Genomic DNA, 12,163 nt, shown 5'->3' with positions numbered 1-12,163 from the left:
ACCCGCTCCAAACCTAAGCCAAGAGCAACAAACCAGCATTCCGCCAATCCGCTTGAGTTTCTTTAGAACGAAAGACTTCGTCGCCAGCAGCGCCGCCGCCCTCGTTCAGTGAGTGGGCTTATAAKCCTCACACATCGAAACAGTCAACACTACTCATCCAACTTTTTTGACATTTTTGTAACAGGTTGATTTTGCTGACAATTTTATCGCCTCCGGTCAAAGGGAGGAATTTCCCCGTCAAATCACCCCGTTTCAGATCGACTTTCGCCGATTCCGGCCAATTAGCGGCGGCTTCGCGTACTGCCTTTATATGGGGCGGCGCGCAGGTGATTTCCAGGGCGCTTGCCTCAACCGTCCCAATCGGTAGTTTGACACGGATATATCCATGCCTTTGGGGAGTTCGGAATGCTTGTCCTCGATGAAGATCAGACGCGGTCAGCTCTGCCCTGGGTGCAGCTCATAGATGCGATCGAGGCGATGTTTCGAAGTGATTGCGTCATGCCCGTCCGCCATCATCACGACATGGAGGTTCCGGGAGAAGAGAATGCTACCCTGCTGCTCATGCCTGCCTGGCTTCCCGGACAATATACGGGCATCAAGACGGTTTCGGTGTTTCCCGGCAATGTTCGTCGTAGCCTGCCTGCAATCTTCGGGAGCTATCTGCTTTCTTCTGCGGCAAGCGGGCAGATGCTGGCTGTCATGGAGGGCGGAGAATTGACGGCGCGGCGGACGGCAGCGACCTCAGCCTTGGCATCGCGCTATCTTTCCCGAACGGATGCAGAGGAAATGCTGATCTGCGGCACCGGCCGGCTTTCACTTAATCTTATGCAGGCGCACGGGACAGTCAGGCCGATCCGGCGCTACCGTATCTGGGGGCGCAATAGCGAGGCAACGGAGAAGGCGGCGGCGGAAGCGCGGGCTCTTGGGCTGCGGGCCGAAGCGGTGAGCGATATTGAAGCGGCCGCAAGAACAGCCGATATCATTTCCTGTGCGACACTCTCCAGTGAGCCACTTGTTCGAGGCGAATGGCTGAAACCCGGCGCCCATCTCGATCTGGTTGGCGCCTTTAAGCCCAGCATGCGGGAGAGCGACGATGCGGCCGTACTGCGCGCCGCCGTCTATGTTGACACAAGGGCAGGCGCGCTGAGCGAAGGCGGCGACATCGTCCAACCATTGAGGAGCGGGCTGCTGAAAGAGAGCGATATACGCGGCGAACTGGCAGAGCTGATATCAGGTGCCTGTGACGGGCGGAAAGATGCACAAGAGATTACCCTCTTCAAATCCGTCGGCGCAGCGCTCGAGGATCTGGCGGCTGCCATCCTTGCCTATGAAATGGTGACGGCCCGAAAGTGAAGACGACGCCCTCTTTGCCGGAGCTTCCGGTTTCGCATGTGCTGCCTGATATCAGCGCGGCGCTTGGCAAGGAGAAGCGAGCCGTGCTTTCGGCTCCTCCAGGCGCCGGCAAAACGACGCTGGTACCGCTTCATCTCCTTGGCCAGGCCTGGCGTGACGAAGGGAAGATCATCCTGCTGGAACCGCGCCGGCTGGCGGCACGTGCCGCGGCGGGCCGCATGGCGTCCCTGCTCGGCGAGCAGGTGGGCGAAACGGTCGGTTACCGCATGCGCCTGGATAACAGGATATCGGCCAGGACGCGGATCGAGGTTGTCACCGAGGGCGTCTTCGCCCGTATGATCCTCGATGATCCCGAGCTCTCCGGAGTCTCCACCGTCATCTTCGACGAATTCCACGAGCGGTCGCTGGATGCCGATTTCGGCCTTGCGCTGGCGCTCGACGTTCAATCGGCGCTTCGCGAGGACCTGCGTATCCTTGTGATGTCGGCCACGCTCGATGTCGAACGGGTCGCTGCACTGCTTAATCATCCGCCTGTTGTCGAGAGTACGGGTCGAAGCTTTCCGATTGATATCCGTTATCAGGACCGGCCGGGCGGCGAGCGCATTGAAGACGCGATGGTGCGGGCGATCGCCAGTTTTCATGCGAGCGAACCCGGATCGATTCTCGCCTTCCTCCCCGGCCAGGCGGAGATCACCCGGACAGCAGAGCGGCTCGAGGGGCGGTTCGGCACCCAGACGCTGATTGCACCGCTCTACGGTAATCTCAGCCAGAAGGAGCAGGATGCGGCGATCCGCCCTGCGGCACCGGGCACGCGCAAAATCGTGCTTGCGACCTCAATTGCCGAAACTTCGATCACTATCGATGGCGTGCGGATCGTGATCGACAGCGGGCTGCAGCGACTGCCGGTCTTCGAGGCATCGACGGGCATCACGCGGCTGGAAACCGTGCGGGTGTCGCGCGCTTCGGCCGATCAGCGTGCCGGCCGCGCGGGAAGGACAGAACCTGGCATCGCGATCCGCCTGTGGCATCAGGGCCAGACGGCGGCACTTCCGGCCTTCACACCACCACAGATTCTTTCGAGCGATCTTTCCGGTCTCGTGCTCGATCTCGCCCATTGGGGCGTTCAGGATACGAAATCGCTCGCTTTTGTCGATCAACCGCCGGAGACGACAATCAAGGAAGCACGCGCGCTATTGGCGCAGCTTGGGGCGCTGGACAAAAACGGTGCGTTGACGGCGCGAGGCAAGGTGATGCGCGACCTCGCCCTGCCGCCGCGGCTGGCCGCCATGGTGGTTTCGGCTGGCGAATCGGGTCATGCTAGGGATGCGGCGCTGATATCCGTGCTGCTGACCGAGCAGGGGCTCGGCGGCACTGGCATCGATCTGGAAGAGCGTCTGCGACGGTTCAGAGGTGAAAAAGGCGAAAGGGCCGAGGCTTCGAGACGGCTCGCAGGAAGACTCTCAGAAGGTTTCAACGGGGTTTCGAGCGCTGAACCTGCGCTTGCAGGAAGGCTTCTGCTGCATGCGTTCCCGGATCGAATCGCGCTTCAGCGCGGCGCGCGCGGGCGGTATGTCATGGCGAACGGCCGAGGCGCCGAGCTTGCGGAGACCGAGCGGCTAGCCGGCAGCCAGATGCTCGTAATCGCCGATCTGACGGGTCGGGCCGCACAGGGGAGAATTCTGGCGGCAGCGGACGTTTCCCGCGCCGACATCGAAGCCGAGCTGCCGGGCGAAATCCGCACGGACGATCAGACCTTTTTCGATAGGCAGAGCCGGCAGGTGCGGGCACGCCGGGCCACAAGACTCGGCGCGATCGTTTTCGAGGAAGCGCCGCTTCCACGCCCCTCGGGCGAGGCGGTGGTACGGGCGCTTGCGCAGGGATTGCAGGAGCTGGGGCTCGATCAGCTTCCCTTTTCCAAGGAGGCTCTGCAGCTTCGGGAGCGGATCGGCTTCCTGCACCGGACGATTGGTGAACCATGGCCCGATATGAGCGACGAAGCGCTGCTTGACCGCATGGAAGACTGGTTCATCCCTTTCCAGATGGACGCGCGAGGGCTTTCGGATATTTCCGCCTCCGGGCTCTCCAACGGACTGATGGCACTCGTCCCGCACGACCTGCAGCGCGATCTCGCACGGCTTGCACCAACGCATTTCGATGCGCCGACGGGGCAACGCCATCCGATCCAATACGACGGCGAAGAGCCGACGCTGACGATCCGGGTACAAGAGCTCTTCGGTCTCAAGCAGCATCCGGCGGTCGCCGGCGGACGATTGCCTCTGCTGCTGGAGCTTACTTCGCCGGCGCACAGGCCGATCCAGACGACCCGCGACCTGCCAGGTTTCTGGGCGGGCTCGTGGAAGGATGTGCGCGCGGATATGCGGGGGCGCTATCCAAGACATCCCTGGCCGGAAAAGCCTGATGAAGCGGCGCCGACGACAAGGGCAAAGCCCCGTGGTACATAATCCGCGGCGTTGGAGCGCCGTGCGTTCATTCGGACGCGCAACGGACGCTCTAACTCTTTGAATCTACGCATCAAGCTTTCCGAAATCGATTCCGATTTTCGGAAGATGCTGTAGGAGTGTGGCGTGATTGAGAAGACCGAAATCCAGACACGGGAAGACAGGCTAAGCAGCCGCCGGCTACGCCTGCAGACTTTGGTGCGATTGCGATGGCTGGCGGTCATCGGCCAGGCGGTAACAGTCTTCATCGTCGCGTTCCTGTTAAAATTCCCCCTGCCGCTGGTTGCCAGCTGCTCGCTGATTGCCGCACTCGCCGCGGTGAATTTCTATCTGACGATACGCTATCCGCCGACTCACCGGCTTGAGCCGCGTGCCGCTTTCGCGCTTTTGGGTTTCGACCTTCTGCAGCTCTGCGCGCTGCTCTTCATTACTGGCGGCCTTGCCAATCCCTTTGCGGCACTGGTCTGCGTTCCCGTCATCATTTCCTTCGCCTCACAGCCGATCCGCTACAGCACTGCATTGATCGGCTTTGCGATGGTCTGCATTACCGTGCTTGCCTTCTCGCCCTTTCCACTTCCGTGGTTCGACGGGATGGAAATCAACGTGCACAATGTCATGCAGTTCGGCGTCTGGTGTTCAATTGCTTCGACCATGGCCTTTGCCGCCTTCTATGCCTATCGGGTGTCGATGGAAGCAAGCCAGCTTGCCGACGCGCTGGCGGCAACTGAGCTGGTGCTGCAGCGGGAAAAGCATCTTTCCCAGCTCGACGGGCTTGCGGCGGCCGCAGCCCATGAGCTCGGCACGCCGCTTGCCACGATCAGCGTCGTTGCCAAGGAGATGGAGCGCGAGCTCAAGAATGACGACCGGTTCCGCGAGGATGTGCAGCTTCTGCGCAGTCAGAGTGAGCGCTGCCGCGACATCCTTCGCCGGCTGACGACGCTCTCCGCCGAGGGCGAGGCGCATCTGCGGCGGCTACCCCTTTCCTCGATGATGGAGGAAATCGTGGCGCCACATCGCGAATTCGGCATCAAGCTGGAGTTGATGGAAAAGAGCCCGCGCAGGGGCGAGCCTGTTACCGACCGCAATGCCGGCATCATGTACGGGCTCGGCAACCTCGTCGAGAACGCTGTCGACTATGCGCGGGAGAAGGTGACGGTCACGGTCGAGCATGATCACGAAAAGGTGCTCATCGTCATCGAGGACGACGGCAACGGCTACGCGCCCGATATTCTGACGCGGATCGGCGAGCCTTACGTCACCAAACGGCAGAGGGAAGATACGGCTGGAGGCCTGGGGCTGGGGCTTTTCATCGCCAAGACGCTGCTGGAGCGCTCCGGCGCGTCTTTGATTTTCGAAAACCGTGATCCGGAAAATGCCGGCGCTCGCATTCGAATCGAATGGCCGCGCGTGTTGATAGACGCAAATTCGACAAAATGACTTTGTGGGCATAAACAGAATATAAGCGGTTGACGCATTCGGACATTCAACCGCCGGGACCGTAGCGATGACAGATCAGAACCATGAGATTTCCGCCGGCTCCAACGAGGAGCATATCGGGCCTGACCCGAGCCTGCTGATCGTCGACGACGACGGCCCGTTTTTGCGTCGTTTAGCACGGGCTATGGAGGCACGCGGCTTCCATGTGGAAACGGCCGAATCGGTGGCGGAAGGTGTGGCAAAGTCCAAGGGCCGGCCGCCGAAATATGCGGTGGTCGACTTACGACTCGGTGACGGCAACGGTCTCGATGTCATCGAAGCGATTCGCCAGCGCCGCGACGACACGCGCATCATCGTGCTGACGGGCTACGGCAATATCGCCACCGCGGTGACGGCAGTGAAGCTCGGGGCTGTGGATTACCTGGCGAAACCTGCTGATGCCGATGATGTGTTTGCGGCGTTGACGCAACGGCCCGGGGAAAAGGCGGAACTGCCGGAAAACCCCATGTCGGCGGATCGCGTGCGCTGGGAGCATATCCAGCGTGTCTACGAAATGTGTGAGCGCAACGTGTCTGAGACGGCACGCCGGCTCAACATGCACCGCCGCACGCTGCAGCGCATCCTCGCCAAACGCGCGCCGAAATAGTCAGACATCATCCACGTTGAACGGTTTGCCGTTTGCCCATTCGGCCATCATCAGCCGCTGCGCGGCTGCGCGCGAAAAGTTGAGCGTTACGGCCTTGCGGGTCGCCGGCGGCAGGCGGTGTTCAGGTGCCTCGCGCAGCATATGCGCCCCGTAACCATCTGAAAGAAAAAGGCCGCACTCCTCTGGAAATATATCGACAGGCACATCCTTGTGTGTTGCAAAGAATAGCCGGTCGCAATGCAGACGGTAATCCGGCCATTTACGATCGACCTTGAAGTCCTCGATCGACGTCTTGATCTCGATGATCCAGACCTCTCCCTTTTCAGAGATGGTAATCAAATCGGCCCGGCGGCCGCTCGCCAGAGGCAGTTCCGGCAGCACTGCGTGGCGCATATCGTGGAGCAAAATCTGCATGCCACGGCGCACCATCATGGCCCTGTCCGATTGCCGGCCATCGATTAACGGATTGTTATTGTAAACGCTCAAAATCGTCATGGATAAGTGTCAGGGGGCCTTGGTCATTGTTGCAAAAAAGCCATGCGCTTCTAATTTGCGGCGCAGATGGATTTTGTCGCACCGCAGCAGCCTTGCAAAGGCAAAGTTAATCGAAAATAAACCATAAGCAACGATGGTCGAAAGACTATCCTCCCTTGCCCCAAAACCTTCACGAGTCATCCATGCGCATCCGCAATGCATTCCCTGTATTTGGCCTGCTGGCGACCCTGGCACTGGCCGGCTGCTCCACGACGTCCGAATCCGCGTCCGTCGATGACAAGGGCGCAGGTCCGACCGTTCAGACGGCACAAATCTTCAATGACGCCTACGGTGTGACGTCGGATGCCGGATACTCCCTGCCGGCAATTCCGATCGACCGCGTCAAGCCGGAATTCCGCCGGCAGATCGTCAGCTACCAGAGCGACGAGCGTCCGGGCACGATCATCGTCAACACGCGCGAGCGTCACCTCTATTATATCCTGCCCAACGGCAAGGCCGTCCGCTACGGGATCGGCGTCGGCAAGCAGGGCTTTGCATGGTCCGGCACGGCCTATGTCGCCTGGAAGCAGGAATGGCCAAACTGGCATCCGCCGAAGGAAATGGCCGTCCGTCGTCCTGAAATCGCCAAGTATGTCGAAGACGGCATGGGTCCAGGCCTCAGCAACCCGCTCGGCGCACGCGCCATGTATCTCTTCAACGAGAAGGGCCAGGACACGCTCTTCCGCCTGCATGGTACCCCCGAATGGGCATCGATCGGCACCGCCGCTTCTTCTGGCTGCATCCGCCTGATGAACCAGGACGTGATCGATCTCTACAGCCGCGTCCGTCCGGGCAAGACCACCTCCAAGGTCATCGTTATCCAGTAAGCTAGAAGCTGAATTCGGTATAAAAAAGGCCGCCGGACTTTTGAGTCCGGCGGCCTTTTTGTATCTGGCGGGCTCAGGCGGTCTGCTTTGCCTTGAGCTCGATGCGGCGGCGATGCAGGACCGGCTCGGTGTAGCCGTTCGGCTGTTCCCTGCCCTTCAGGACCAGATCGAGTGCTGCCTGGAAGGCAATCGAATCATCGAAATTCCCGGCCATCTGGATGTAGGCCGAATCGCCGGCATTCTGCTGGTCGACGACGGCGGCCATACGCTTCATCGTTTCAACGACCTGCTCCTTCGTGACGATCTTGTGGTGCAGCCAGTTCGCCATGTGCTGGGCGGAAATCCGCAATGTCGCGCGGTCTTCCATGAGGCCGACATTGTTGATGTCAGGCACCTTGGAGCAGCCGATACCCTGGTCGACCCAGCGCACGACGTAACCCAGAATGCCCTGTGCATTGTTGTCGAGTTCGCGCTGGATTTCGTCCGGCGTCCAGTTCGGCCGTACAACGACCGGCACCGAGAGAATGTCGGCGAGCTTGGCGCGGGTGCGATCCTTCAGGCCTTGCTGCACCTTGGCGACATTGATCTGGTGATAATGCGTGGCATGCAGAGTAGCGGCCGTCGGCGACGGCACCCAGGCTGTGTTAGCCCCAGCCTTCGGATGGGCGATCTTCTGCTCCAGCATTGCGGCCATCAGATCGGGCATGGCCCACATGCCCTTGCCGATCTGCGCGTGGCCGGAGAGGCCGCATTCGAGGCCGATATCGACATTCCAGTTTTCGTAGGCTCCAATCCAGGCGGCCTGCTTCATGTCGCCTTTGCGGATCATCGGGCCGGCTTCCATAGAAGTGTGGATTTCATCGCCTGTGCGATCGAGGAAGCCCGTGTTGATGAAGACGACCCGTTCGCGGGCAGCGCGGATGCATTCCTTGAGATTGACCGTCGTGCGGCGCTCCTCGTCCATGATACCCATCTTCATGGTGTTGCGCGCCATGCCGAGGGCGTCTTCAACGCGTGAGAAGATCTCGACTGCGAAGGCGACCTCTTCGGGGCCATGCATCTTCGGCTTGACGACATACATGGAACCGGCACGCGAATTCTTGCGGCGTCCGGACGGGCCGACATCGTAGAGCGCAATCAAGCCGGTAATTACGGCATCCATGATGCCTTCCGGAACCTCGTTGCCATCGCGATCGACGATCGCCGGATTGGTCATCAGGTGGCCGACATTACGCACCAGCATCAGAGAGCGGCGATGCAGTTCGAAGCTCTGTCCGCCGGGGGCCGCGTAGGCGATATCCGGGTTGAGCTTGCGAACGAATGTCGAACCGGCCTTGGCCACTTCTTCCTGCAGGTCGCCCTTCATGAGGCCGAGCCAATTGCGGTAGACGACGACCTTGTCCTCGGCGTCGACGGCAGCAATGGAATCCTCGCAGTCCATGATCGTGGTGATGGCCGATTCCAGCCAGACGTCAGAAATATGGGCCGGATCGGTCTTGCCGATCGCGGTCGAGGCATCAAGCACGATTTCGATATGGATGCCGTTATTCTTCAGGAGAATATGGGTCGGCGCGTTCGCATCGCCGCGATAGCCGGCAAAGTGTCCGGCATCTTTCAACGCCAGTGTTTTGCCATCGACGGCAGCAATCGCCAGAGCACCATTCTTGACGGCGAGGGAGCCGACATCCTTCCAGGAGCTACCATCGAGGGGAACGGCGGAATCGAGGAAATTGCGCACCCAGGCGATGACCCTTTCGCCGCGCTTGGGGTTGTAGCCACTGCCCTTTTCGGCGCCGTCCGTTTCCGGGATGGCATCGGTGCCATAGAGCGCGTCATAGAGCGAACCCCAGCGAGCATTGGCGGCATTCAACGCATAGCGGGCGTTCATGACGGGAACGACGAGCTGCGGGCCGGCAAGAGAGGCGATCTCGGCATCGACATTGGCAGTCGAAACCTGAAAATCCGGCCCTTCGGGCAGGAGATAGCCGATCTCTTTCAGGAAGGACTGATAAGCGTCCATATCCGTCGGTGCGCCGTTCCGGCGATACCAGTCGTCGATCTTTGCCTGTAGCTGGTCGCGCTTCAAAAGCAGCGCGCGGTTCTTCGGCGCCAGATCATGTACGATCGCCGAGAAATCGGCGAAGAACTTGTCCGCATCGATGGCGAGGCCCGACAATGCCTCCTTCACGAGGAAATCATGAAGGACGGCTTCGATGAAGAGACCATTCTTTTCAATGCGGCTCATGCGGTGTCTCCCTTGCAGTGGCAGCTTTTTTCATGCTGCCACTTTGCCCGGCTTTCATTCACAGTCAATTCAGCAACAATTCGAAAGATTTATGCAGGCTTGGAAACAGTCCGGCGGGTCACGCGCATCGGAAGGCCGTTTTGCGGCTGCGTCGTCAGCTTCTGCACCGGCCAGGGATTCGTCTGATCGGTCGAATCGAAACGGTGGTGCTGCATCAAGACGGCCAGCGCGATAACCGCTTCCTGAAGCGCAAAGGTGGCGCCGATGCAGACGCGCGGACCGGCGCCGAACGGCAGGAACTGGAAACGGCCGATGGAGGCACGGTTTTCCGGCAGGAATCGTTCCGGCATATAGGCGCGCGGCCGATCCCAATGGAGTTCATGGCGATGCAATGTCCAGGGCATGACGAGCACGGTGACGCCAGCCTCGATCTCGACACGCTCGCCCTTGGGGCTCGTCCAGTAATCATCTGCAATGGCAGCGCGATTGATCGAAGGAGCGGGCGGATAAAGGCGGAGTGCCTCCTCGAAGGCGGCGCGGGTCTGTGGCATCAGATCCGGCCATTCAACCGGTTCTGCGCCTGATGCGAGGACCCTATCGATCTCCTCTTCCATCGCCTCGCGGATATGCGGGCTGTTCGATACGCAATAGAGCGTCCAGGCGAGCGCGCGGGCGGTTGTCTCGTGGCCCGCACCGATGAAGGTCAGGATATTGTCTTCGATCTCCTCCTTCGTCAGGCCATCGGGACCGGCCTGCTCCAGCAGCAGGGTCAGGAAATCGTTCGGCGCCGTGCTGCGGTCGGCCTTCATCTTGGCGAGCCGCATATCCATGGTGTTGCGGACGATGGCACGGAATTTCTCAAGGACCTTCTGGCCGCCGATGCGTGTCACACGTGGAACCCAGGACGGGGCCCGCAGCAGATCCATCGGATCGACGCGGCCCATGCGATGCAGCAGCTCGTTGACATCGTCGGCGAAGTGGCCGCTCGATGTGACGATCTCACCGGAAAACAACGTGTCTGCGAGGATGGCGAAGGTCAGCTCCGTCATGTCGGTGCTGATATCGAAAATCGTGCCGGCCTCCTCGACATCGGCATATTTGCGGGCGTAGTCCTCCGACTGGCGCAGCATCTGGTTGGCAAAGCCCTTGGCATGCCGGGGCGTGAAGACGGGGGCGACGGCCTTGCGCGAGCGTTTCCAGACAGGGCCTTCCGCAGTCAGCAGCCCGTCGCGAAGGATCGGGCGCAGGACGAGCTGACGGACATCGGACATGCGGTAATTGTTGGCGTTATCGACCAGCACATGTTTGATGAGGCCGGGATCGTTGACGATCAGCGTTCTCTGGCCGAAGAAATTGGTGCGGATCCAGGGCAGCGTATAGGATGGTTCGCCCCAGAGCTCGAGCGGGTTGCGGAAAATCGTCCTGATGATCTCGAGCCGCGACGGCGGCACGGTGCGCGGCAGCGGTGCCGGCGGTACGAAGGGGTCCGGACGCATGTCCATGAGCATAGCCTTTCGCGGGAAGCTATCGTCTTCCCAGCAGGCCTCGAAAGTTAGAGCAGGCCCTTCAGCTCGTCCAGTTTATCGTTGACCAGCCAGCCGTAATAATTCTCTTCCGGCCAGACTGTCGTGCCGGAGGAGCGATTCTTGGCGGCAAGCGCTGCTGCGCGCTGGCGAGAATTGCCGACATTATAAAGTGTGGCCGTGACTCCCGGATTGCCGGAGATATCCATGCCGGCGATCTCCTTGTAGTCGTCGATCGACCTGCGGATCGAGGCGGCGACGAAGGCAAGCGAGATGTCTGGGTCCATGATTGCCTTGTAGACCGAGCCGGCATTCTTCTCGTTCAGGTTCGGATAGCCGGAAACGCGGGATACGAGATCAGACAGCATCAACGCCGTCAGCGGGTTGACCTGGCCAAGGCCGAAGGTCTGGCCTGCGTAGAAGGGCTGGAAGAAGACGGCACTGAAGCGGTTGTTCGGGAAGCTCTTGCCACCGACGGTCTTTCCACGAAAATCACTTTCCCAGACATCCTCGCGGCAAGTCCAGAGCGTGTAGGAATCGCTCTTGCCGTTGCAGGCGGCAAATTGCGGCCGGTCGACGAAATCGTCGACGTTCTCGCCATCATAGGCAAAGCGGAAGCTCTCACCGGCATAGGAAGCGGCCTTCACATAGTAAGCCTGCAGGCGGTCATAGGCATCGACATTATAAGTATGTTCGCCGACGATCGCGCCGATCACGTGAATGGGATTGATGCCGTAAGCGTTTGATACCTTCTTGATCTTGCCCAGGAGCTCATGGTCGGTCGACAGGAGATCGTACACCTTCTCATATTTGATATCGAAGGTCGTCTTGGTGCCCTTGGTGCGGCGGACCGAAGCGCCTGGAATATCCGGCTGCTCGGCATGACGGTTTCCGGGCGGAACAGCCTGCGCCGCAAGCGCAGGGACCGAGCCCACGATAGTCATGGCAATCACAAGGCTTGTCAAAAGGCGTCGCACGATCTGCTTTCCCGTCTTTCCCTGTCGTCTTCGTGGCGGCTGACTGGACCAGAATCTTGTCCGAATAAAGCCGTACAAAAAACAAAGCGGGCCTTTCACTAAAAAGTAAAAGGCCCGCTGTCGAGAGTTCAGATCGTCAAAGTTTTTGCATTACCTGCGCAA

General features: G+C 60.1%; 10 protein-coding genes. 5 read left to right on the top strand and 5 right to left on the bottom strand.

Going from position 1 to position 12,163, the window contains the following annotated elements; translation table 11 throughout:
* Positions 1-405: 405 nt before the first annotated feature.
* From AB4Z13_RS09990 to AB4Z13_RS09975, 4 genes are all read left to right on the top strand, one after another.
* Positions 406-1,353, top strand: coding sequence for an ornithine cyclodeaminase family protein (locus AB4Z13_RS09990; protein WP_439016951.1), 948 nt, complete (start codon positions 406-408; stop codon positions 1,351-1,353).
* Positions 1,350-3,815 (top strand): ATP-dependent helicase HrpB, encoded by a 2,466-nt coding sequence (gene hrpB / locus AB4Z13_RS09985; protein ID WP_439016950.1) that lies wholly within the window; start codon positions 1,350-1,352, stop codon positions 3,813-3,815. Before AB4Z13_RS09990 ends, hrpB begins: the two co-directional genes overlap by 4 nt.
* A gap of 123 nt (positions 3,816-3,938) precedes the next feature.
* On the top strand, positions 3,939-5,249 hold the full coding sequence (locus tag AB4Z13_RS09980) for an ActS/PrrB/RegB family redox-sensitive histidine kinase (RefSeq protein WP_439016949.1): 1,311 nt from the start codon (positions 3,939-3,941) through the stop codon (positions 5,247-5,249).
* A 67-nt stretch (positions 5,250-5,316) separates the two neighbouring features.
* Positions 5,317-5,895 (top strand): ActR/PrrA/RegA family redox response regulator transcription factor, encoded by a 579-nt coding sequence (locus AB4Z13_RS09975; protein ID WP_025670009.1) that lies wholly within the window; start codon positions 5,317-5,319, stop codon positions 5,893-5,895.
* On the opposite strand, the gene AB4Z13_RS09970 is transcribed toward AB4Z13_RS09975, so the two are convergent.
* Positions 5,896-6,390: an MmcB family DNA repair protein gene (locus AB4Z13_RS09970; RefSeq protein WP_037070647.1), complete on the bottom strand. Its 495-nt coding sequence runs from the start codon at positions 6,388-6,390 to the stop codon at positions 5,896-5,898.
* A 9-nt stretch (positions 6,391-6,399) separates the two neighbouring features.
* On the bottom strand, positions 6,400-6,570 hold the full coding sequence (locus AB4Z13_RS09965) for a hypothetical protein (RefSeq protein ID WP_162747990.1): 171 nt from the start codon (positions 6,568-6,570) through the stop codon (positions 6,400-6,402).
* A 2-nt stretch (positions 6,571-6,572) separates the two neighbouring features.
* On the opposite strand from AB4Z13_RS09965, the gene AB4Z13_RS09960 reads away from it, so the two are divergent.
* Positions 6,573-7,256, top strand: coding sequence for a L,D-transpeptidase (locus AB4Z13_RS09960; RefSeq protein ID WP_113322127.1), 684 nt, complete (start codon positions 6,573-6,575; stop codon positions 7,254-7,256).
* Positions 7,257-7,329: 73 nt separating this feature from the next.
* On the opposite strand, the gene AB4Z13_RS09955 is transcribed toward AB4Z13_RS09960, so the two are convergent.
* The 3 genes from AB4Z13_RS09955 to AB4Z13_RS09945 all read right to left on the bottom strand — a co-directional run bounded on the left by AB4Z13_RS09955 (position 7,330) and on the right by AB4Z13_RS09945 (position 12,001).
* A complete protein-coding gene (locus tag AB4Z13_RS09955) occupies positions 7,330-9,501 on the bottom strand; it encodes a malate synthase G (protein ID WP_439016948.1) in 2,172 nt (723 codons plus the stop codon).
* 89 nt (positions 9,502-9,590) lie between these two features.
* Positions 9,591-11,003 carry a cytochrome P450 gene (locus AB4Z13_RS09950; RefSeq protein ID WP_439016947.1) on the bottom strand — a complete coding sequence of 471 codons (1,413 nt, stop codon included), beginning with the start codon at positions 11,001-11,003 and terminating at the stop codon, positions 9,591-9,593.
* Between the two features lie 50 nt (positions 11,004-11,053).
* Positions 11,054-12,001, bottom strand: coding sequence for a DUF1402 family protein (locus AB4Z13_RS09945; protein ID WP_439016946.1), 948 nt, complete (start codon positions 11,999-12,001; stop codon positions 11,054-11,056).
* Positions 12,002-12,163: the final 162 nt, after the last annotated feature.

This window comes from Rhizobium sp. YAF28, from assembly GCF_052113285.1.
Classification (GTDB): Bacteria; Pseudomonadota; Alphaproteobacteria; order Rhizobiales; family Rhizobiaceae; genus Rhizobium.
The sequence above is the reverse complement of the archived record's forward strand: the minus strand, read 5'-3'. Positions and strand labels throughout refer to the sequence as shown.

Coding starts and splice junctions, on each gene's coding strand:
- AB4Z13_RS09950 (WP_439016947.1), bottom strand. CDS start 11,003: ATGGACATGCGTCCGGACCCCTTCGTACCGCCGGCACCGCTGCCGCGC.
- AB4Z13_RS09960 (WP_113322127.1), top strand. CDS start 6,573: ATGCGCATCCGCAATGCATTCCCTGTATTTGGCCTGCTGGCGACCCTG.
- AB4Z13_RS09955 (WP_439016948.1), bottom strand. CDS start 9,501: ATGAGCCGCATTGAAAAGAATGGTCTCTTCATCGAAGCCGTCCTTCAT.
- AB4Z13_RS09975 (WP_025670009.1), top strand. CDS start 5,317: ATGACAGATCAGAACCATGAGATTTCCGCCGGCTCCAACGAGGAGCAT.
- AB4Z13_RS09990 (WP_439016951.1), top strand. CDS start 406: ATGCTTGTCCTCGATGAAGATCAGACGCGGTCAGCTCTGCCCTGGGTG.
- AB4Z13_RS09970 (WP_037070647.1), bottom strand. CDS start 6,390: ATGACGATTTTGAGCGTTTACAATAACAATCCGTTAATCGATGGCCGG.
- AB4Z13_RS09965 (WP_162747990.1), bottom strand. CDS start 6,570: ATGACTCGTGAAGGTTTTGGGGCAAGGGAGGATAGTCTTTCGACCATC.